Source organism: Pantoea osteomyelitidis (assembly GCF_044342975.1).
GTDB classification, from domain to species: Bacteria; Pseudomonadota; Gammaproteobacteria; order Enterobacterales; family Enterobacteriaceae; genus Pantoea; species Pantoea osteomyelitidis.
In genome coordinates this window covers 82760-105153 of the sequence record NZ_JBGFSN010000010.1, presented here as the reverse complement: position 1 = coordinate 105153, position 22394 = coordinate 82760, and the positions used below count along the sequence as shown (strand labels likewise).

At 51.0% G+C, this 22394-nt stretch carries 19 protein-coding genes; 9 read left to right on the top strand and 10 right to left on the bottom strand.

Annotation, left to right across the window (positions count from 1 at the left end):
• Window positions 1-174 precede the first annotated feature (174 nt).
• The 4 genes from ABU178_RS18225 to ABU178_RS18210 all read left to right on the top strand — a co-directional run bounded on the left by ABU178_RS18225 (window position 175) and on the right by ABU178_RS18210 (window position 5860).
• Complete coding sequence (locus ABU178_RS18225) at window positions 175-1122, top strand: RepB family plasmid replication initiator protein (RefSeq protein ID WP_397217532.1); 948 nt, start codon at window positions 175-177, stop codon at window positions 1120-1122.
• Window positions 1123-2455: 1333 nt separating this feature from the next.
• Window positions 2456-3655, top strand: a complete 1200-nt coding sequence (locus ABU178_RS18220) for an AAA family ATPase (protein ID WP_397217530.1) — start codon at window positions 2456-2458, stop codon at window positions 3653-3655.
• Window positions 3656-3663: 8 nt separating this feature from the next.
• The gene (locus ABU178_RS18215) at window positions 3664-4626 is read left to right on the top strand and encodes a ParB family protein (protein ID WP_397217528.1); all 963 of its coding nucleotides are present in this window, start codon (window positions 3664-3666) and stop codon (window positions 4624-4626) included.
• 469 nt (window positions 4627-5095) lie between these two features.
• Window positions 5096-5860: an SDR family NAD(P)-dependent oxidoreductase gene (locus ABU178_RS18210; protein ID WP_397217526.1), complete on the top strand. Its 765-nt coding sequence runs from the start codon at window positions 5096-5098 to the stop codon at window positions 5858-5860.
• A gap of 85 nt (window positions 5861-5945) precedes the next feature.
• Here ABU178_RS18210 and betA read toward each other — a convergent pair whose 3' ends face one another.
• From betA to betI, 3 genes are read right to left on the bottom strand one after another with little or no spacing between them, the layout of a single operon-like run.
• A complete protein-coding gene (betA, locus tag ABU178_RS18205) occupies window positions 5946-7622 on the bottom strand; it encodes a choline dehydrogenase (RefSeq protein WP_397217524.1) in 1677 nt (558 codons plus the stop codon).
• Window positions 7623-7634: 12 nt separating this feature from the next.
• Window positions 7635-9107 carry a betaine-aldehyde dehydrogenase gene (gene betB / locus ABU178_RS18200; RefSeq protein ID WP_397217522.1) on the bottom strand — a complete coding sequence of 491 codons (1473 nt, stop codon included), beginning with the start codon at window positions 9105-9107 and terminating at the stop codon, window positions 7635-7637.
• 15 nt (window positions 9108-9122) lie between these two features.
• Window positions 9123-9716, bottom strand: coding sequence for a transcriptional regulator BetI (gene betI / locus ABU178_RS18195; RefSeq protein ID WP_397217520.1), 594 nt, complete (start codon window positions 9714-9716; stop codon window positions 9123-9125).
• Window positions 9717-9973: 257 nt separating this feature from the next.
• On the opposite strand from betI, the gene ABU178_RS18190 reads away from it, so the two are divergent.
• Together ABU178_RS18190 and ABU178_RS18185 are read left to right on the top strand one after the other, a co-directional pair.
• Window positions 9974-12004 (top strand): choline transporter, encoded by a 2031-nt coding sequence (locus ABU178_RS18190; RefSeq protein ID WP_397217519.1) that lies wholly within the window; start codon window positions 9974-9976, stop codon window positions 12002-12004.
• Window positions 12005-12459: 455 nt separating this feature from the next.
• Window positions 12460-13281 (top strand): Cof-type HAD-IIB family hydrolase, encoded by an 822-nt coding sequence (locus ABU178_RS18185; protein WP_397217517.1) that lies wholly within the window; start codon window positions 12460-12462, stop codon window positions 13279-13281.
• Window positions 13282-13300: 19 nt separating this feature from the next.
• Here the strand turns inward: ABU178_RS18185 and ABU178_RS18180 are convergent, their stop codons facing one another.
• Window positions 13301-14194, bottom strand: coding sequence for an SDR family oxidoreductase (locus tag ABU178_RS18180; RefSeq protein WP_397217515.1), 894 nt, complete (start codon window positions 14192-14194; stop codon window positions 13301-13303).
• 106 nt (window positions 14195-14300) lie between these two features.
• On the opposite strand from ABU178_RS18180, the gene ABU178_RS18175 reads away from it, so the two are divergent.
• Window positions 14301-15119, top strand: a complete 819-nt coding sequence (locus tag ABU178_RS18175; RefSeq protein ID WP_397217513.1) for a helix-turn-helix transcriptional regulator — start codon at window positions 14301-14303, stop codon at window positions 15117-15119.
• A gap of 379 nt (window positions 15120-15498) precedes the next feature.
• Here the strand turns inward: ABU178_RS18175 and ABU178_RS18170 are convergent, their stop codons facing one another.
• Window positions 15499-16629: an MFS transporter gene (locus ABU178_RS18170; protein WP_397217511.1), complete on the bottom strand. Its 1131-nt coding sequence runs from the start codon at window positions 16627-16629 to the stop codon at window positions 15499-15501.
• Between the two features lie 276 nt (window positions 16630-16905).
• On the opposite strand from ABU178_RS18170, the gene ABU178_RS18165 reads away from it, so the two are divergent.
• Complete coding sequence (locus tag ABU178_RS18165) at window positions 16906-18249, top strand: MFS transporter (protein ID WP_397217509.1); 1344 nt, start codon at window positions 16906-16908, stop codon at window positions 18247-18249.
• 149 nt (window positions 18250-18398) lie between these two features.
• Here the strand turns inward: ABU178_RS18165 and ABU178_RS18160 are convergent, their stop codons facing one another.
• The 4 genes from ABU178_RS18160 to ABU178_RS18145 form a co-directional block, all read right to left on the bottom strand.
• Window positions 18399-18701 carry a hypothetical protein gene (locus ABU178_RS18160; RefSeq protein WP_397217507.1) on the bottom strand — a complete coding sequence of 101 codons (303 nt, stop codon included), beginning with the start codon at window positions 18699-18701 and terminating at the stop codon, window positions 18399-18401.
• 230 nt (window positions 18702-18931) lie between these two features.
• A complete protein-coding gene (locus ABU178_RS18155) occupies window positions 18932-19267 on the bottom strand; it encodes a hypothetical protein (protein ID WP_397217551.1) in 336 nt (111 codons plus the stop codon).
• A 214-nt stretch (window positions 19268-19481) separates the two neighbouring features.
• On the bottom strand, window positions 19482-19985 hold the full coding sequence (locus tag ABU178_RS18150) for a transglycosylase SLT domain-containing protein (protein ID WP_397217505.1): 504 nt from the start codon (window positions 19983-19985) through the stop codon (window positions 19482-19484).
• Between the two features lie 512 nt (window positions 19986-20497).
• Complete coding sequence (locus tag ABU178_RS18145) at window positions 20498-20701, bottom strand: hypothetical protein (RefSeq protein ID WP_397217503.1); 204 nt, start codon at window positions 20699-20701, stop codon at window positions 20498-20500.
• Between ABU178_RS18145 and ABU178_RS18140 the strand changes: the two genes are divergently transcribed.
• Window positions 20693-21076 (top strand): hypothetical protein, encoded by a 384-nt coding sequence (locus ABU178_RS18140; protein WP_397217501.1) that lies wholly within the window; start codon window positions 20693-20695, stop codon window positions 21074-21076. The two genes, ABU178_RS18145 and ABU178_RS18140, sit on opposite strands and share 9 nt — an antisense overlap.
• Before the next feature lie 48 nt (window positions 21077-21124).
• On the opposite strand, the gene ABU178_RS18135 is transcribed toward ABU178_RS18140, so the two are convergent.
• Complete coding sequence (locus tag ABU178_RS18135) at window positions 21125-22330, bottom strand: CynX/NimT family MFS transporter (RefSeq protein ID WP_397217499.1); 1206 nt, start codon at window positions 22328-22330, stop codon at window positions 21125-21127.
• Window positions 22331-22394 lie beyond the last annotated feature (64 nt).

Genomic DNA, 22394 nt, shown 5'->3' with positions numbered 1-22394 from the left:
GGCCGCACGGGACAAGGGCTGAGAGGGTGATCGCGTTCACTGTAATCAGTAAAGTGTTCACTGTAATCAGTACTTTATTCACTGTATACAGTAGAATGTTCACTGTAATCAGTGTTAATGTTCACTGTAGTCAGTAGGCGATCCTTTTCATCCACAGAAAGAAGATTTCGCAGCATGGCCGAAAAAGACATCAATAACAAAGGGTTACTTGAACCATTTTTGGTGGTGACAAAAAACAGCGGTGAAGTTATCCAACTTCAGCCTAACAAGAACAATACCGTTCAGCCGGTGGCGTTAATGCGCCTTGGCTTGTTTGTCCCTACCCTGAAATCCACTGCTCGCGGAAAATCGGGTGCCATGGCATCTACTGATGCAACGAAAGAACTTAAAAATCTTTCGCTGGTAAAAGCGGAGGGTTATGAAAAGATTACCATTACCGGCGCCAGGTTAGATATGGACAATGATTTCAAAACCTGGGCCGGGATCATTCAGTCCTTTGCCAAATATCCTTCCAAAGCAGATACCGTCACGCTGCCCTTCGTCGATTTCGTTAAAATGTGCGGGATACCCTCAGCTAACTCTTCAGCAGCGCTCCGTAAGCGGCTGGACGCCTCGCTACGCCGTATTGCCACTAATACGCTATCGTTTGAAGGGAACGGCAAAGCGTACCATACGCACCTCGTACAGTCGGCCTATTACGATCGTGAAAAGGATGTGGTAAAGATCCAGGCCGACCCGAAGCTCTTCGAGCTTTATAATTTCGATCACAAGGTTCTGCTTCAACTGCGCGCCATTTCCCGTCTCAAGCGTAAAGAGTCGGCACAGGCGCTCTATACCTACCTGGAAAGCCTGCCTACTAATCCTGCGCCTATCTCGCTGGCCCGTTTGCGTATGCGCCTGAATCTGGGGTCCAAAACGACCACACAGAACCATGTGGTACGTCGCGCAATGGAACAGCTTAAAGAGATAGGCTATCTCGATTACTCGGAAGTAAAACGCGGCCGTTCAGTCTTTTTTGTGATCCATAGCCGTACGCCAAAGCTGGATGGCATTGGCAACCTTGAAAGTCTGGACGATCTTGATGAGATTGATTTTGAGGACGCTGCCGAAGATTCACTGTAATCAGTGCGCGGGTTGCACTGATTGTTTCAGCCGCCGCTTTATGCGTTGTTTTCCGGATTCACTGTAATCAGTAAACCCTGTTCATTCACTGTAATCAGCTACGTTCACTGTAATCAGTAAATCTCAGGGATTTTATTGACCATGTTCCTGCTCTGGTGTGGCTAAACAGAAATGTGAGTAACGTTAATGATGCATAAATTTCAACAGGTTATCTTTAAGTAAGCGTTTGCTAACGGATAGTTTGAATGCCTCGTTTCTGCTCTTTTGCTTTTCTCCCCGCTGCATTTGCTGACTATAGTGAACGTTATCTCCTGCTCCCTGCTCAATCCACACTGTAATGCCCATCGCCCCGGCTTTGCTGATGACAGTAAATGCTCAACATGGCGGATTATGGGCTGACTAAGGTTTTTAAAGCGAAAGTCATCCGGGCCCGTTACTTGTTACAGTGAATGGTTTAACGGACCCCTAACCGAATCATTCACGTAAGCAATTACTGATTACAGTGAACGACAGAGCTATGGCAGCTTACCAACGCTTATTGCTACCGATAGCGGCCGCCATCTACTGACTACAGTGAATGCCTGATCCTTAGAGCGCCTCCTGAAAAAATAAAGCGTGTCCGTCTGCTGTTTATAGTGAACGTAGTAACAGCTTTCCGTTACTGATTACAGTGAATGTTTGTTCAACTGCGAGATGTATTCCCGGTTTTGTCTGTTAGCGGTACCGATTACAGTAAATACTAACGGACGTGCCAGCAAAAACGGATGTTTACGAGATTCAGTTACTGATTACAGTGAACGTTTATGATGGACAATTCTGCTTATTACTGAAATGTCAGTCTTTCTATCTGTTCCCCCTCGCACTGAATTACTCATTACTGTAAAGGCTACTGATTACAGTGAATGTTTAAACGAATGGATAGTTAGTTAACGATGAAGGAGGCTTGTAGCTAATTTATGTCGAGAAATCAGCTAATTGTGGCGATTTACTTCCCTTCTCGGCTTGGGTGGGATGAAAAGAAAGGAATTTACTGATTATAGTGAACGATAGTTCTAACCAAACATGCTGCCTTAATGGTACTCACTGCAATCTGCAAGCAACAGTCATCCTGCATCGATAAGCTTGCTGATTATAGTGAACGTTATAGATAGTAGGCTTAACAGATATCTCTGCTGTTCTGCTTCTTGTACCTGACAGAAGATTTTCACGAAACGCCAGTCAGCTTTTCTTCTGCATCCGCAATGTTAACACCAAGAGTCTATCATATTTTAAAAGTTGCCATGTATGCAGGATTTATGTATAAAGTCACAAATCCTGCATACATGGAGTAACTATGGCTAATGATGACAGACAGGTTCTGAAGGTTGCTCAGCGTTCCGAAAAAATGTTATTGAGCCTGACGGACCAGATACAAATTCAAAAAGAAGAATTAAAAGAAAACACCTACTACCAGGTGTATGCCAAAGCGGCACTAGCCAAACTGCCGAAGCTTACGCGCGCCAGTGTGGATTATGCGGTTAATGAAATGGAAGAAAGCGGCTACGTCTTTGATAAAAGGCCGGCAGGGACATCAACAAAGTACGCCATGTCTATCCAGAATATCATCGATATTTATCATCATCGCGGCGTACCTAAATATCGCGATCGCCACCCGCAAGCCTACACCATTTTTGTTGGCAATCTGAAAGGCGGCGTATCGAAGACCGTTTCTACTGTGTCTCTGGCTCATGCGCTACGCGCCCATCCTCATTTGCTTTATGAAGATTTACGTATTCTGGTTATCGATCTCGACCCACAATCTTCCGCTACCATGTTTCTCAACCATCAACGTTCTGTGGGCCTGGTTGAAGCGACGGCCGCACAGGCGATGCTGCAAAATGTGACACGTGAAGAATTGAAAGAAGAGTTTATTGTGCCTTCCATTGTGCCGGGCGTGGATGTGTTGCCCGCTTCTATCGATGATGCCTTTATCGCTTCTCGTTGGGATGAACTTTGTGCTGAACATCTGCCGGAGCAGAATGTTCACACTGTGCTGTATGAGAATGTTATTGCTAAGCTTGGCGCGGACTACGATTTTATCTTTATCGACAGCGGTCCCCATCTTGATGCTTTCCTGAAGAATGCGATTGCTGCATCCGATCTGCTGATGACCCCGGTTCCGCCCGCTCAGGTGGACTTTCACTCTACATTAAAGTATCTCACGCGCCTGCCTGAGCTTATCGCCATAATTGAGGAATCAGGCGCCTCTTGTCGCGTCCAGGGCAACATAGGCTTTATGTCAAAACTCTCCAATAAGGCGGACCATAAACTTTGCCACAGCCTGGCGAAAGAGATTTTTGGCGGCGATATGCTGGATGCCGCCCTGCCCCGTCTGGATGGATTTGAACGTTGTGGCGAATCTTTCGATACGGTGATTTCTGCCAATCCTTCGACCTATGTCGGCAGCAGTGAAGCGCTGAAAAATGCCCGGGTTGCGGCCGAGGATTTTGCTAAAGCAGTATTTGATCGCATTGAATTCATCCGGCTGAACTGAGGTTTATCATGAGTGCAAAAAGAATCACTATTGGCCGAACCTTCAGCCAGACGCCGATGCAGGCAGACACCAGCGGTAATGCGCCAGCACAAACCTTTACGTTGGCAACCGGCAAGCGCGCGCTTTTCCGCTTCGAACGTATTGCTGCAAAAGATGTGGGAAATACAACTTTTGTGCTGATGGAAACCAACGGACGCGATCAGTCAGGCCTTACGCCGGCGTCTCTGAAAGACATCACCCGTACCCTAAAGCTGCAACAATTTTTCCCGGCCATCGGTATCCGGCAGGGCGAGCGTATTGAAATTCTGGATGGCTCACGTCGTCGCGCAGCGGCAATGTTATGCAAAACCGGACTTGATGTTCTGGTCACTGACGATGCTATTACAACGGAAGAAGCGCGTAAGCTGGCGCAGGACATTCAGACTGCGCGCGAGCATAACCTGCGCGAAGTGGGTATACGCTTGCAGACGTTAAAAGAGGGAGGCTTATCCCAGAAAGAGATTGCAGAAAGTCAGGGGTTATCACAGGCTAAAGTTACCCGAGCTTTGCAGGCGGCAAGCGTGCCTGTTGAACTGATCGCCCTTTTTCCCGTGCAGTCGGAGCTTACTTACCCTGATTACAAAACGCTGCTGATAGCGCATGAACAGCTGCTGGAAAAAGGGGAAACGGCGGCAACGCTGATTGATACCATTTCGCAGGAAGCGAATAGCATTTGCGCCACAGACGATCTTGCAGCGGATGAGTGTAAAAACCGCCTGCTGCGCCTGATCAAAAATGCCTGTTCTGCCCTGGCGCCGGCTAAGGATAAAATCGAAACCACGAGTCTCTGGAGCTTTGCCGACAAAGATCGCTTTGCCCGTAAGAAAACGCGTGGCCGTATGTTTAGTTATGAATTCAATCGACAGTCGAAAGAACTCCAGCATGAGCTTGATCGGGTCATCGAAGAGACGCTGAAAAAATATCTTTCCTGAGTAGTAGTGGCTGCTAAAAAGCAGCCTTTTTTAATGCTTCTTTCGCCACTGGATTTTCGGGGCTAACTGTTTGTTATTTCAGTAATAGAGTAAGGAATTTCAGGCTGAAATCGCCAAGTTTCATCATAAAGAACTCGCTTTTTTCAGCTGTGCTGCCAGTCGTTTTTTCGTGTTTTTTGCTTTATCTTTATTAAGGCTCTTCATCTTATTCCTTCTCATACCCGGATATTCAGCGGTTTATCCACAGAAAATGTGGATAACTTTGTTTACTCCTCTTGCTTGCGACTTTTGTATTACCAGGCATGGCCTTGCGCGCCGTCACATTTTTTAAAATTTATAACCGGCGTGATAACAGTAAGTTAGTAAGAATTTCCAGCGTATCGCTTGCAGAGCGCCTGATGGCTGCCACGCTTAATAAAGCGCTGTTAACGCAGTGAAAGTTAAGCTGATTATCCAGACAGGAGGTTAAATGGCACGTTTTCAAGATAAAGTTGTAGTGATAACGGGTGCAGGTTCCGGGATTGGCGCAGGTACGGCGCAACGTTTTGCCCGTGAAGGCGCGAATGTTGTCCTGGTAGGACGCACGCAGGAAAAGCTGGAAAAAACAGCTGCTGCATTGCCACAGGGCAAACATCTGGTGGCGCCCTGTGACGTTTCTGTCGCTAAAGAGGTGGAAGCACTGGCGCAGCGGGTAACAGAGGAATATGGCCGTGTCGATGTTCTGGTTAATAACGCAGGCACGGTAATTCAGGGTTTGATACATGAAGTTAAGCTGGAAGATTGGCAGAAACTAATGGATACCGATCTCAACGGTGTGTTCTATTGTTTGCGCTTCTTTATGCCAGCCATATTGAAAAGCAAAGGCAACGTGATAAACGTTTCTTCGGTTTCCGGTCTCGGCGGCGATTGGGGCATGAGTCCCTACAATGCGGCGAAAGGGGCGATTACCAACTTCACCCGCTCGCTGGCAATGGATTATGCTGCCGATGGTGTGCGGGTTAACGCCGTTTGCCCTGGTTTTACCTTTACCGATTTGACCGAAGATATGAAGCAGGACGAGACGCTGCTGAAAAAATTCTACGAGCGCATCCCGATGGGACGTGCAGGTGAGCCGGAAGATTTGGCGGACGCGATCGCTTTCCTGGCGAGTGATGATGCGCGTTATATTACCGGGGTCAATCTCCCGGTTGATGGCGGCATCACGGCTTCGAATGGGCAACCCAAACAGGCGTGACAGCCTGACTACAGGCTAAACGTAAAAAAGCCGGAAAGCAGCTGCTTTCCGGCTTTTCTCGTTTGGCCGCCTGACAACACAACTATCAGAATGCGCGAGTCGGCGCTTTACGCACCGGCGCATCACCGGCGACGTAGTATTTCACTGTACTGGCAGACTGCGGCTGACGTCCACGAATACAATCAGCCATCTTCTCGCCAATCATAATGGTTGTGGCATTCAGGTTGCCGGTAATGATCAACGGCATAATGGATGCATCCACTACGCGCAGGCTTTCCAGGCCGTGCACGCGGCCTTCTGCATCCACCACCGCCATCTCATCGTTACCCATTTTACAGCTGCCGCAGGGATGATAAGCCGTTTCTGCATGATTACGCACAAACTCATCGAGCTGTTCGTCGCTCTGACAATCCGGGCCTGGGCTGATCTCTCGGCCACGATATTTATCCAGCGCTGGCTGATTCATGATCTCGCGTGTGATACGAATAGCGTCACGGAACTCCTGCCAATCCTGCTCTGAAGACATGTAGTTAAACAGGATACTCGGATGTGCATGGGGATCGCGTGATTTAAGCTGGACGCGGCCACGACTTGGTGATCGCATTGAACCAACATGGCACTGGAAGCCATGCGCTTCCACGGCATTTGAACCGTTATAGTTAATCGCCACCGGCAAAAAGTGATACTGAATGTTCGGCCAGGCGAACTCCTCGCGGCTACGGATAAAGCCGCCCGCCTCGAAATGGTTGCTGGCGCCCAAGCCACTGCCGTTAAATAACCACTCAGCGCCGATTTTTGGCTGGTTCCACCACTTGAGGGCCGGATAGAGCGAGATCGGCTCTTTGCATTCGTACTGTAGATACATCTCCAGATGGTCCTGCAAATTCTCTCCGACGCCAGGCAGATCATGAACCAGTGGAATGCCGTGCTGCTTCAGTAAACTGGCAGGACCCACACCGGAGCGCTGCAGGATTTGTGGCGAAGCGATGGCACCAGAGCAAAGCAGCACTTCACGACGCGCCGTAGCCTTCATGCGTTTGTCGCCCTGCAGATACGCCACGCCTACCGCGCGCTTGTTATCAAACAGAATACGATCGGTTACTGCATGCGTCAGGATGGAAAGGTTCGGGCGCTCTTTGGCCATATCCAGGTAGCCGCGAGCAGTGCTTGAGCGACGACCATTCGGTGTCACGGTGCGATCCATTGGACCGAAACCTTCCTGCTGATAGCCATTCAGGTCATCCGTACGGGGATAGCCTGCCTGTACGCCCGCTTCAATCATTGCTTCAAACAGCGGATTATTCCCCGTTTTTGGCGTGGCGACACACACCGGACCTTTGCCGCCATGATAATCGTTCGGCCCGATATCGCGCGTTTCCGCTTTACGGTAATAAGGGAGGCAGTTCAGGTAACTCCACGCTGCCAATCCTGGCCGGGCAGCCCAGTTATCAAGATCCATAGCGTTGCCACGGATATAACACATGCCGTTGATCAGCGATGAGCCGCCTAAACCTTTACCGCGGCCGCATTCCATGCGGCGATTATTCATATAAGGCTCAGGATCCGTCTCGTAAGCCCAATTGTAGCGTTTACCCTGTAGCGGATACGCCAGGGCAGCAGGCATCTGCGTACGGAAGTCAAAACGATGATCGGGGCCGCCCGCCTCCAGCAGCAGGACGGTGCTATCGCTATCCTCTGTGAGACGTGCAGCTAAAACATTCCCTGCGGATCCTGCTCCAATAATGATGTAATCAAATTCCAAACCTTACTCCTGTTAAAACAGAGACTGAAACGGCGACATCTCGACCTGAATCGATTTAACCTGCGTGTAATTTTGCAGCGTCATCAGGCCATTTTCCCGCCCGATGCCCGAGTGTTTGTAGCCGCCTACCGGCATCTCTGCGGGCGACTCGCCCCAGGTATTAATCCAGCAAATGCCCGCTTCAATCTGGTGGATTACGCGGTGCGCACGGTTGAGGTCGCGTGTGACCACGCCGGCAGCCAGACCATACTCGGTGGCATTAGCGCGTCGGATAACCTCTTCTTCTGTCTCGTAAGATAAAATGGACATCACAGGGCCAAAGACCTCTTCTCGGACAATCTGCATCTCATCGTGGCAATCGCTAAATACGGTGGGAGCAACCCAGGCGCCATTATCGAAGCCGTCGCCGCTCAGGCGATCGCCGCCGCACACCACGCGTGCGCCCTGCTGTTTACCTGATTCGATATAGCGCATCACATTGTCGCGATGCGTGAAGCTGACCAACGGGCCAAAATTGGTTTCGGGAACCTTCACATCGCCGGCGCGGATGCGGGCGACGCGTTCAACGATCTTTTCTTCAAACGCTGTTTGCAGCGAAGCCGGGATAAATACGCGAGTGCCATTCGTACAGACCTGACCCGAGCTGTAAAAGTTGGCCATCATGGCGATATCTGCCGCCAGATTGAGATCGGCATCGTCAAAAATAATCAGCGGCGATTTACCGCCCAGCTCCATGGTGACATCTTTCAGCGTTGAACCTGCCGCGTTGGCCATCACTTTTTTGCCGCTTGCCACGCCGCCGGTAAAGGAAACTTTGTCGATGCCGGGATGTTCCGTCAGCAGCTGGCCGGTTACCGGGCCGGTGCCGGGCAATACGTTAAATACGCCGTCCGGCACGCCTGCTTCGCTGTAAATCTCTGCAAGTTTCAACGCCGTCAGCGGCGTGACTTCGCTGGGTTTGAAAATCATGGCGTTGCCTGCCGCCAGAGCGGGCGCGGATTTCCATAACGCAATCTGAATCGGGTAGTTCCATGCGCCGATCCCGGCGACGACGCCGAGCGGCTCGCGACGGGTATAAACAAATGAGGTCTCGCGCAGCGGGATTTGCTGGCCTTCCAGCGCCGGAATCAGACCGGCGTAATATTCCAGTACGTCGGCGCCGGTCACGATATCCACGTTGGCGGTTTCGCTGATGGGTTTGCCGGTATCCAGTGTTTCCAGCTCAGCCAGGGCATCGTTACGCTCGCGTAAGATATCCACCGCGCGACGCAAAATGCGCGATCGCTGCATCGCGGTCATTGCGGCCCAGACTTTCTGCCCTTTTTTCGCGGCGGCAACCGCGCGATCAACATCAGCCGCACCCGCCTCATGTACCGTTGCCAGCACTTCGCCATTGGCGGGATTGATGGTCTGAAACGTATCACCGCTCTGAGCCGGGACATAGCCACCGTTTATATAAAGCAGTTGCTCTGCGAATCGGGACATGGTTTCTCCTCGTTTTTATGCTTCTGTATCAGCCAGATGCTGACTGATAAATTGTGTGGTTAGCGTTTTTGCACGCTGCAGGTCAAAAGGCTCACCGCTCAGTGCGGCGCGCAGCCACAATCCATCAATAAGCGCCGCCAGTCCGTAGCCGGCAAGCCGCGCCCGGTCGCGCGGCAGTTCACGACGAAACTCAACGATCAGTGCTGAAAGCAGTCGTCCGCTGCTGACGCGTTGCAAACGATGCAGCGCCGGTTGATGCATACTGCTGGCCCAAAAGTCGAGCCATGCCTTCATCGCCGCACTGTGAACCTGTGTTTCGTCAAAGTTGCCTTCCACGATGGCGCGCAGACGCGCCTCCGTGCTGGCGCTGGTTAAGGCATTCAGTCTGCTTTTGACCGCACGGCGCAGTTGTGTGGTCACATCCCGCATCGTGGCTTCCAGCAGTCCATTCTTATCTCTGAAGTAGTGACTGATAATGCCGGTGGAGACCCCAGCGCGTTTGGCGATCTGAATGATGGTGGCATCATTCAGTCCCACCTCATTAATCGTGCTCAGGGTCGCGTCAATCAGCTGACGACGCCGTATTGGTTGCATACCTACCTTAGGCATAACCACAACTCCTTATCTCATTTGTGCATTATTAAATCTTTTTTTGATTGCACGTTCAATATAAAATGGGAAATTGTTAACATTATGTCCCGCCAGGGTTACTTAACGTGATGGAAAGATGAGGAAATTTGTTGATAGATAACTGAATCAAAAAGTTAATGGTAATTATGCGCGCCAGATCTGGCGGAGATTGCAAGGTGATTTGCAGCCAGGCGCGGCAGACGCATCTTTGTGCAGCGATTTACCCGAGGTATTAAATGATTAATCCACCTGCAAGCGAAAAAGACAAAATCAATCCTGTGGTGTTCTACACCTCCGCCGGACTGATTTTGTTGTTTTCTTTGATGACCCTTTTATTTAGCGACCAGTCCGCAGCATGGATTTTGCGGGTCGTTAACTGGGTATCAGCCACTTTCGGCTGGTATTACATGCTGGCTGCCACGCTCTATATCGTGTTTGTAGTTTTTATCGCCAGTTCGCGCTTTGGCACAATCAAACTGGGACCGGAACAGTCGAAACCCGAATTCAGCATATTAAGCTGGGCGGCGATGTTGTTTGCGGCAGGCATCGGCATCGACCTGATGTTCTTCTCAGTGGCGGAACCGGTTACGCAATATATGCAGCCGCCGGAAGGGGCAGGGCAGACCATCGCAGCGGCGCGACAGGCAATGGTATGGACTCTGTTCCATTATGGCCTGACCGGCTGGTCTATGTATGCCCTGATGGGCATTGCGCTGGGCTACTTCAGCTATCGCTATAATCTGCCACTGACCATTCGCTCAGCGCTTTATCCGATTTTCGGTCAGCGCATCAATGGCCCGATTGGACACAGTGTTGATATCGCTGCGGTAATCGGGACCATATTTGGTATCGCCACGACCTTGGGCATTGGTGTGGTGCAGCTGAATTATGGGCTCAGCGTACTGTTTGATATTCCCGACAGCATGGGCGCTAAGGCAGCACTGATTGTTCTTTCGGTGGTTATTGCCACTATCTCCGTCACCTCAGGCGTGGATAAGGGCATCCGCTTTTTGTCGGAGCTTAATGTTGTACTGGCGCTGGGGCTGATCCTGTTCGTGCTGTTTTGCGGCAATACCGAATTTTTACTTAATGCGCTGGTGCTGAACGTTGGCGATTATATCAATCGTTTTATGGGCATGACGCTAAACACCTTCGCCTTCGATCGTCCCACAGAATGGATGAACAGCTGGACCCTGTTTTTCTGGGCCTGGTGGGTCGCCTGGGCGCCGTTTGTGGGCCTGTTCCTGGCGCGTATATCACGCGGCCGTACCATTCGCGAGTTTGTGCTGGGAACGTTGATAATCCCATTCACCTTTACTCTGCTCTGGCTTTCCGTTTTTGGTAACGCGGCGCTGTATGAGATCACCCATGGCAATACCGCCTTTGCGCAGGAAGTGATAGCGCATGCGGAGCGCGGATTTTACAACCTGCTGGCGCAATATCCCGCCTTTAAGCTTAGCGCCTCGGTGGCGACCATCACCGGCCTGCTGTTCTATGTCACCTCAGCGGATTCCGGCGCGTTGGTACTGGGTAACTTCACCTCGAAGCTGAAGGATATCAACAGCGATGCGCCAAATTGGCTGCGCATCTTCTGGTCGGTGATCATTGGTGTTCTGACACTGGGCATGCTGATGGCAAACGGCATTTCCGCCCTACAGAATGCTACGGTGATTATGGGTCTGCCGTTCAGCTTCGTGATCTTTTTTGTTATGGCAGGTTTGTATAAATCGCTGAAGGTTGAAGATTTCCGTCGCGTCAGCGCTAATCGTGATACGGCGCCTTATCCGATGGCGGGGCACGATCGACTCAGCTGGAAAAAACGGTTGTCGCGCTTAATGAATTATCCCGGCTCACGCTATACCAAAGAGATGATGGAAAGCGTCTGCTTCCCGGCGATGAAAGAAGTGGCAAAAGAGCTGGAGCTTCGTGGCGCCAGAGTTGAACTGCAAAGCCTGCCGCCGACGGAGAGTGAAAATCTGGGGCACTTGACGCTGCTGGTGCATCTGGGCGATGAACAGGATTTTGTCTATCAAATCTGGCCGCAGCAATATTCTGTTCCGGGCTTTACCTATCGGGCGCGTAGTGGAAAATCCACTTACTATCGTCTGGAAACCTTTTTACTGGAAGGCAGCCAGGGCAACGACCTGATGGATTACAGCAAAGAGCAGGTGATTATCGATATTCTCGATCAGTACGAACGTCATCTGAACTTTATCCACCTGCATCGTGAAGCTCCCGGAAACAACGTTACTTTTCCCCACGTTTAAGCAGTTGCTCTGATAAAAAAAGCGGGCAATGCCCGCTTTTATTTTTTGCAGTGCGATAAAGCATAAAGATTAAAGCCGGCTGCGTAACACGCCGGTTGCCAGAATGCTGATCCCAACCACCGGAAACAGCGAAATGGTTAATCCGAACAGATCGGCAGCAGGGGGGACGGCGAAAAATAGCGATTTATTGCAATACATAAGCTTCCTACTAAAGCAGTAGCATACTGTAAATCAGCTAACCACCATAAATATTCAACTAACAGAAAAGCCTTTAGTTACTCAGGCTTGGGATCAAACCATGGCTACAGCAATGCATGGGATAAAGAAAGCTCTGAAATAAGTTCAAAGATGAACAATGATCTTCCTCACTAAACCATGCTGCGGGTAAGCTTACTATTAAGACTTTACGCCGCGTCGCTGGATGTCCGGGCGGGCCAAACAGACAGGAGAGCAAAATGGCAGTGAAAATGATTGCGGTGGATATGGATGGTACTTTCCTTGATGAGAATAAGCAGTACAACATCCAGCGTTTTCAACGGCAGTACGCAGTACTGAAAGAGAAAAATATTCGTTTTGTCGTGGCCAGTGGAAATCAGTTCTGGCAGCTACAGCGCTATTTTCCGGAAATTAAAAATGAAATTGCTTTTGTCGCGGAAAACGGCGCTTACGTTACTGACTGTAATGAGGAGTTGTTCTGCGGCGCGCTGGCGCCGGAGCGCGTGGCGCAGGTGCTCGATATTCTCGCGAAAGAGCCAGATATCAGCACCGTAGTCTGTGGTCGCAACAGCGCTTATATTCATCCGTCCGTGCCGGATGAAGTGGTTGCGATGTTGTCGAATCACTACTATAAGCTGGAAAAGCGTGAAGATTTAAAAAATATCGATGACACCATTTTCAAATTTTCCCTGAACCTGGCGCACGAAGGCATTGAGCCTTTGCTGGAGCGACTTCATACCCGCCTGAACGCCGTTGAAAATATCATGCATCCGGTTTCCAGCGGCTTCGGTTTTGTGGATTTGATCATTCCCGGCTGCCATAAAGCGCACGGCATTGCGCTGTTGCAGGAAAAATGGGGCATCGACGATAGCGAAGTGGTGGCTATCGGCGACAGCGGCAACGATGTCGAAATGCTGCGCCAGGCCTGCTACAGCTTTGCTATGGCCAACGCTGCCGAGCCGGTGAACGCCGTGGCGCGCTATCGTACCGAAAGCAACAATGACGAGGGCGCGCTAAATGTGATCTCCCGACTGCTGGCGCGTGAGTTTCCTTTTGCCTGACGAGCCGAAACCAGCTGATTTATTGTGACGCGCGGAAATATCCCGCGTCGCGCATCTCTTCCAGCAGCCCTGAACCACGCGGTGTCCAGCCCAGCTTCTCCTGCGTCCACTGGCTCGAAGCAGGGTTATCCAGGGCGGCGAAATACGCCATCCAGCCAAGATAACCTGCTGCTTCAGCCTGGCTGACAGATTTAACCGGCACGCCCAGCCGCTCGCCGATTAGGCTGGCTATGGCGCGGAAAGGAATTCCTTGCTCGCCGACAGCATGCAGCGATGCGCCACTCAGCGCTTTTTCTGCCGCCGCACAGAAGAGCGCGGCAGCATCAGCACGCTGCACGGCGGGCCAGCGATTAGCGCCATCCTCTATATAAACTGACACGCCATTGTTGCGCGCCCGCTCAATCAACATGGGGATAAACCCATGATCGCCGGCGCCATGCACCGAGGGCGGTAAGCGCACCAGGCTGATACAAACGCCGCGTTCAGCCAGCGCCAGCGCGGCCAAATCTGAGTAGTGACGTGGATGTGTTGTGGTGGGTTTATCCTGTTCCGTCACCAGCTTTCCTGCCGGAAGCATGGCCGTGCCGGAGGTGACGATAAATGGGCGCTGCGATCCGGCTACCCTATTACCCATAATCTGAATCGCCCGACGATCAATTTCTACTGAAGCTTCAAAACGGCTGAAGTCATGAATAAAGGCAGTGTGAATCACACCATCCGTTGCGCGAATTCCTGCCTGCAAGCTCTCCGCATCCTCCAGCGAACCCATCTGTACCTGAACACCACAAGCGCGAAGTTGGCGAGCCGAGGCTTCTGATCGCGCCAGTCCCAGTACCTGATTTCCCTGCGCCAGTAGCTGTTCAACAATCGCCGAACCAACAAATCCGGTCGCGCCTGTCACAAAAAGTCGCATAATCCTTCTCCTCATCATTTACCAATGAGGACTATGATAATTCTCTTACAGTGCGTTAACAGTCGTGACGTTATACCGGTAAAACGAATAACAGGATAAGTACGCTATGAATGAAGAGAACCTGCTGGGGAGCTACCTGAAAGCTCGTCGGATGCGAATGGATGCTGCGCAGCTCGGTTATCCGATGCGTCGACGTCGTACCCCGGGGTTGCGGCGCGAGGAGATAGCGATACGCGCTAATGTCAGTACCACCTGGTATACCTGGCTGGAGCAGGGCCGGGGCGGTGCGCCTTCTGCCGAAGTGCTGGAGCGACTCGCCAGAGCGTTGGCACTCTCTAAAGCTGAACGTGAACATCTGTTTTTACTGGCGCAGCACCGGCCACCCAGAGTTCAGTTTCAGGAAACCGATGTTACGCCGCAGCTACAGCGCGTTTTGGATGCGCTGCCGCTCAGTCCCGCTTTTATCAAAACCGCAGACTGGCAAATTGTTGCCTGGAATCACGCGGCAACGCGCATCTTTACGGATTACGCGCGTTTGCCGGTGAACCGGCGTAATATTTTATGGCTGGTGTTTTGCGAAGAGGATGTAAAAAGCAAAATACCTGACTGGGATAAAGTGGCGGGTTCGCTGGTCGCCTCCTTCCGTGCCGATCTCGCCCGTACCGGCGCCAGCAATCACGTGAAAACACTGGTGCAGCTGCTGTGCGATACGAATCCGCAATTTCGTGCCTTCTGGGCTTCACAGGATGTCAGCCTGCATGGTGCCGGACTCAAAAAGATCCAGTATCCTGATGCCGGAATGCTTACGCTTGAGTACACCACGCTGGCCGTTGAGGGAAAGCCCGGACTCAGTATGGTGATCTATAATCCTGCCACAAATGACGATTTCGTGTTGATGCAGCATTTACTGCGTCAGTCTGAATAGTTTTCACTTTCCTGCATGCCCTTTCTGCAAATGAATGCTCTTCTTTTACCCTTTTTGATGGTCGCCCGGCGAAATTTCAGCCTGAAATCGCCAGCTTGTTTTTTTTATAACTATTTGATATTTAAATATTAAAAGGGGTGATTTCACCTGAAATTCGCCATTTATATCGGTTTGCTAGTTACAACATTCTATTAGTTGAAACACTAACCGCTCCAACATCAACATCATAGCTCATACAGGTTAGTGGCAGGTAAATGTCGGGCCATGCGCATCTGACAGCACTGTGATTTTTGTACATCTGAGAATCACCACCTCAGCGCCAGCATCTTTCAGGCTGGTTAAGATCTGCCGGTAAGTCTCCTGGATTTTCTCGAATCATTCACTGCTCTGCCCGCAAAAACATAGCCAACAGGGCGACCGCGCTAAAGAGTAAAAGGGCGACTGCTGCGCCTGTAATGTCGTACAACCACCCAAACAGGGATGCGCCGATAACCTGACCGATCGCCAGCATCAAAAATACCGCGCCCAAACCGGCAGCGGGCAATGATCCCGCTGAATTTACGCCGCTGACCAGCAGAACCCCGCTAAGCGTGATGTAGGCGAAGCCATACAGAGCGGAAACGATATAGGGCAGCAGCTGATAATGTGGTGAAAGGGCGAGCAGGAGAAAAGAAAGAATGGTCAGCGCCTGCATGAGCCGGTGAACGCTGTTTACGCCAAATCTGTTTATTAAGGCGCCAGTCATGATTCCTGCACAACCTGTTACGCCTGTAATAAGCCACAATAGGGTAATTTCATTTCTTTCCATACCGCCCAGCGAGTGAAACATCACGGGTCCGAACGTCCAGTACGCTGCGCTGACGAGGCCGCTCAGAAAAGCAACGATAAGCGGGCTGCGTAAGGCAGGCAGCAAAAAGGCGGAGAACTGTTGTCTGAGGGAGAACTTTTCCCCGTCAGGCCCGGTTGGCATGATCTTCAGGCTCAGCAAAACCGTCATCAGGGTGATAAAAGTGAAAAACAGGTAAGTGGCCCGCCAGTTGTTCGTCAGGAACAGAACTGCCAGCGCGGAAAAAATAATCCCGCCTCCGGTTCCGGCATTGATCAGCGTATTAATAACAGAGCGACGCTTTTCAACCACTTTTCTTTTCACCGCCTCCGCCATAGGTGGCGAAACGAGGCCGGTACTGATACCTGCGAAAGCGACCCCGCAGACCATTCCTGCCGCTGTATCGGATAGCGCAATAATACCCATTCCGGCTGCGGCAAACAGTCCGGCCAGCACGGCGGGAAAACGTGGGCCTGTTTTGCCTGTACACACTGACGAGAAAACGATAGCCACACAATAAGCAGTGAACGAAACAGATGAGATACTGCCTGCCATTGCTGATGAAAGATGAATATTTTGCATGATATCCGGCAGCATAAGCCCCCATGAAAAACGGGCGAGGCCGTAAGTCACTGCGATAAGCGCGAAACCCGTCAGGGCAAGTAACCTGTTTTCAGTCAGCAAAATTCCCTCAGATGTCAAAAAGTCTTCATTCCAACAGGGCCTGCATAAAATGACCAGCCGCTGTGCTCAGGTAAATCTTAGGTAGAAAGGGAGCGTAGCGATAAAAAAATCAACAAAGTCAGATTTCCCCTGGTGGATTTCTGATACTTCTCATCGCCTGAAACGTCGGCCGGGCTTTGGCGTTCTGTTGACTAAATGCGCGTTATGTGATCATTTTCGCAACAAATTATCGGGCCTACTTGTATGGTAGATACAAATCTGTCAAGGATATTTCTTATGCATACTTCCTCTACAACCGTTGAATCTGCTGCTGACGTAAAAAACAGTTCACTGATCAGGCGCGTCGCCAGCGCCTCGGCTATCGGCACTGCGGCTGAATATTATGACTTCTTTGCCTACGGCACAGCGGCTGTTCTTTTCTTTGGCCATCTGTTCTTTCCCAGTGAAAATCCTCTCATCAGCACGCTTTCTGCGTTCGCGACTTATGCCGTCGGCTTTCTGGCACGACCCATTGGCGGCATCGTTTTTGGTCATATTGGCGATAAAGTTGGCCGTAAGAAGGCACTGGTAGCCACTATCCTGATTGTCGGCCTGGGAACATTCTGCATCGGCCTGCTGCCAACCTATGAGAAAATTGGCATATGGGCGCCTGCGCTGCTGATCCTGATCCGTCTGTTACAGGGCTTTGGCGTGGGTGGTGAGCAGGCTGGCGCTGTGTTGATGACGGCTGAATATGCGCAACCGGCCCGACGCGGATTTTTCGCCAGCTGGGTGCAGATTGGCGCCCCCGTGGGTTTTCTCCTGCCGCTTGCGCTCTTCGCTGTGTTAAATGCTGCGTTATCATCGGAACAGATGATGGCGTGGGGCTGGCGCGTACCTTTCCTGCTGAGTGCACTGTTGGTGATTGTGGGATTGTTTATTCGGTTGCGTATCGACGAGTCACCGGTTTTTGCTGAAATTCGCGCCACAAAGGCCGCAGAATCACGTCCTCTTAAAGAAGTTATTCAGGCACATCCACGCATTGTGTTAAGTGGCGTGGCGGCCAAACTCATCGAAGCCTGTGCCTTTGCGCTGTTTACCGTCATCATTCTGGCATGGGGAAAAGCGAACCAGCTTGATGCCGGCATTTTAATGAACAGCATGATTGTCGCCGTTATTCTTGAGGTGTTTGCAATACCGTTAATGGGTTCATTATCAGACAAGATAGGTCGTAAGCCGGTTTATCTTATGGGCGCATTATTGATTGTCGTCTCAATTGTGCCATTTTTCCTCGCGTTATCTCAGAACAGTTACTGGCTCACCCAGATCGCTATGATCGTAGCTTTGACGCTGGGTCATAGCATGTGTTACGCGCCACAGGCTTCCTGGTTCCCGGAGCTTTTCCCGACGCACATCCGCTGTAGCGGTATTGCGGTTATCTGGCAGGTGGGTTCGCTGATTGGTAGCGGGGTTCTGGGTCTGGTCGCCGTCAAAATTCTGCAGGTCACCGATGGCCACTGGTATGGATTGGCTATCTATGTTGCCGTACTCGGCGTCGTATCCATCACAGGGCTTATGCGTTTACCTGAAACCGCACCGGGCCGCCGCCAGGGTGAATATCACCAGTGGCAACAACACTGAGTTAATTTATCAGGCGAAACGGATAACGCTGAACCATAAGCCTGTGTTGCGGAACTAATTAACTTAAGCGCCGCATATTCTCTGTAAGGAAGCTCATCATTCTGGCCGGGTTACTGTTACCCGGCCATCTTTCCAACTCGCGAGAGAACTCACGACTTACTGCTCTTTTCCCAATGCTGCTGGCAACGCTCTCTGGCCTCCGCCGGTAGATCGCGTAATTCCGGAGCGCCGTCGCTGTAGCCGTAATCCATAGTGCTGCTTGCCGCCTGTTGCTCATCCTCAGCGGCAAAGGAAATCTGCTCGTCCAGCTTTTTCCAGCTACCGTTGCTTTCCCGCTGTGAGATAACCGCGTATTTCGGCGTTTTTTCATCTTCGCCGTAAATTTCATATTTATGGGTCGGCGCGTCTTCAGGACCAAACTGCAGGGTATCAATCAGAGTTGAATCATTCATTGTTAACTCCTTTAGCGTTAAAACCAAAGGTTAGCCTATGGATGGCGTCATTGCCGGTTGTTAACTCTGGCGGAAGAAAGAGGACTCCGGCCAGGCCGGTTTATTGCCGGTAAATTTTGTCTGCGATGATGTTGCCAGTCGGGTCATCAAAATAGCTGCCGTAGCCCGGATTATTACTGAAAAAATAATGATATTTTCTATGATGCCGCGTCCCTGCGACAAAACCAAAATTATCGTTGCAGCTGCGTGGCTAAAACCTGCTGGCAGGCGTGATTATCCTGTCGGGCTTTCAGCTGATCCTGCTCACCAAGCTGTTGCCACGCATCAACCACATGTTTGCCCAGCGCCGGAATGTAATGGATTTTTTGCAGCGCATAATCTGAGTTGCCGCCCTCTATCACCCTTTGCATATCAGGCAGGAACTGTTGCGGGTCGTCATGGTGAATGGCGCAAAACACAGAAACATAATATGCCTCATCTTCAGCGTTGTAGTGCGGCATCAGCCAGTAAATCAGAAGAGTCAGGCAGGCCAGAGCCGGAATCACCAGCCGGAGCTTAGGTAGCATCATTTGATAACCGTTTGAAATGTAAAACCGGCGCGTATCCTGCCATAAAAACCATGATTAAAAAACCATGGCGTTTAAAGGATTTATTACTGATTTTATCAGCAGCGTTGTGCCGTTACTGACAGCAAACGGGTAACAGTAAAGGGTGTTGAGCCGATGGCGGTGGCAGAAAGCGTCATAGCGTTAAAATGGTAATGGCAGCAGATAAGATAACTTATTTAGTGGCGGTAACGCCTTCAAACTGCTCCGCGCGCCAGGCCAGCGACAAGGGCTTTCCTGCTTTGAGTTTCTTATAGATAACGCTGACCTCATCAGCATATTTTTTTCTTCTTGCTTCCTGCGTGTCGCTTTTCTTAAATCCGGCGTTATAAGCACCTACGGCGCGCCAGGTATATCCCCAACGTTTAAATGCGATAGCCAGGTAATACGCGCCTGTATAGATATTCAAGCAGGCATTTTTGTGGAGCTGTTCAGGCGAAATACCGAACTGTGCCAGATGCGGAAAGTTTTGCGAATGTATTTGCATTATTCCTACCGCATAGCTGTCGCTGGAAATGATATTCATGGCATCGGCCCGCCCTGATGATTCACGCAACGAAATAGCTCTCAGCAAATCGGGATCAATTTTATAACTTCTGCCCGCTGAGTCGAAACATTCTGCTGCGTTTGCCAGGTGAAAAAAAGAGAGCAGTGCGATAAATCCCAATATTCTGATCATAGACACTATCCGTTTATTGGTAGAGAAGGCAATCCTGCCCGCTTAGGTTTAAAAGGGCAATACCCGAAATATCTGAATCCGCCCTGAATGGCAAATAACATAAGCCCTGATTCTGACTGGTTTTCTTCACATTGTTTTTAGGATTTTATCCAGGGTGGCCATTATTTCAGGGTGGCAAGAGGTAAAACTCTGGCTATTGTTTTTAAAGCAAGAAAGCCGGAGGAGAAGGCGCTGGCCACGCTATGCATCCTCGCTTTCTTACAGTTTTTATTTTAATAAAATAGTTAAGGAGATCACGTTACAAGCTCTGCTTTATCCTGATCGAGTCGGGGTTATTCTGAAATTAGCAAATCTTGTACTTCGGTTCTGTTTTCACCACAAACATTGCGATAAAGCTAAATAAGAGCGCCAACGCTAAGTGCAAAAGCCCGCAGCTGTCAGGCTACGGGCTTTAAGTCGTCAGATACGGATCTGTTATCTGTCTGTCGCTAGCTCAGACTTCAGACAATTAATTATGTTGTAATTGAACGATGTCCAGAATTGCGATTTTCCTGATTGGTGAGTTGACTTTCTGCCGCTTCTATTTTCAACCAGTCAGTGCTGAAAAGATAATCCGCAACATCGTTCAGCGAAGTAAAAGATAATAAGCTGATACCGTCAATCTTTTCCTCTTCTGGATCTTCCTGCGTGATAGCGAAGGTATGGAGTTGGCACATAGTGCTTTGTGGCCGCTGCGATCGATTGATGATCCGTCATCGTGCGGGCGTCCAGACCAAGGGGTGCTGTCGCTGCGCAATATTCCTCTTCGAAAAGCTGGCCCCGACTTTCCCGAAGATGAGGGTTTTCCATCACTAAAGCGATACCGTTGCGCGTCAGTCGCTCTTTATATTGTCCTGACCAGAATCAACGGTAATAAAGGAGCAGTTATGTTTCCTGCCGTCTTACCTTTACCTCGTCGTCCTGCTGACCATGAAATTCCTGTGCTGCGCCAGGGGATGATCGGCCCAGGCTGCATTGCCGAACGTTTTACCAAAGCGCTGAAATCTCATACTTCGCAGCAGCTGGGGATTGTGTTTAAAGACGAAAAGTAGCCTTTTTTCTGAACAACAGAGGCAGCGCTCGCTGCCTCTGTTGCCAACCTAATCTATCTGCCCGGATCTTCCGGCCAGCGGCGCCACGATCATCTGCAACAGACTCATGGCCAGCAGCGCCAGCAGCGGCAGTGACCAGCTGAGGAAGGTTTCATGCAGCAAGCCGAAAACCAGCGGTCCCAGCGCAGCCAGGCCATAACCCACACATTGCGACATGCCCGAAAGTTGAGATGCCTGGCGATGATCGCCCGCGCGCAGGTTAAACAGCGACAGGCAGGTTACCATTGATGCGCCCGCGCCCAGTCCGGCAATAACCAGCCAAAGCGCAGAAAGCATTGGTGCCAGCAGCAAGCCCGCCAGCCCGCAAAAGATAGCCAGCGAGGCGATAAAACCGATCAGCCGCTGGTCGCGCATCTTTTTCAGCGCAACCATGCAGGCCAGGTTGGCCGCTACCGCCACCGCCTGATAAATAAACAGCAGCCAGCCGGCAGTTGCCTGACTGAAGCCATTCGCCTGAGCATAAGGGGTGAACCAGGCGATCAGGGTGTAAAACACCATCGACTGCAGCGCCATGAATATCGAGACCTGCCAGCCCAGCGCAGAACCCCAGGGCGAGCGCAGACGCGGCGCGGACAGGCTGTTTTGCTGCGCGGCTGAATGGCTCTGATGTTTAAGCTTAGGGATCCAAACTGCCAGCGCAACAACAGCGGGGATCAGCCAGACGCCCACCGACAAAAACCAGCCTGCGCGCGTTGCCTGAGCCAGAGGCACAGCGACGCCAGAGGCGATGCTGGCGGTGATTGCCATGGTAGAAGCATAGAGGCCGATATATCTTGCGGTATGTTCTTTAAAGTCGCGCTTAATCAGCGGCGGCAACAGCACGTTGGCGGCAGCGATGCCGGAACTTAGCGTCAGCGTGCCCAGCCAGAGGCCCGTCGCGCTGCCGGTGATACGCAACGCTGAACCCAGCGTAATCAGCCAGACGGCGCCCCACAGCGTTTTTTCCAGGCCAATGCGGTTGCCCAGCCAGGATGAGGCGGGCGCCAGCACGGCAAACATCAGCAAAGGAATAAAGTTCAGCAAGCCGGCAGCGGTGGCGTTCAGGCCGAAGGTTTGGCAAATATTTTCGAGGATCGGGCCAGTGGCGGTAATCGGCGTACGCAGATTAGCGGCGGTAATCAGCAAAACAAAAAGGAAAAAACCGGAGCCGGAGATAAGGGAAGCGCGCGACCGGGGCGCCTGAGTCTGAGACATTTCACTCTTCGCACAAATAGCAGGAAGCCTGCTGATAGTGCGTTGGTTAACGTTAACGCTTACG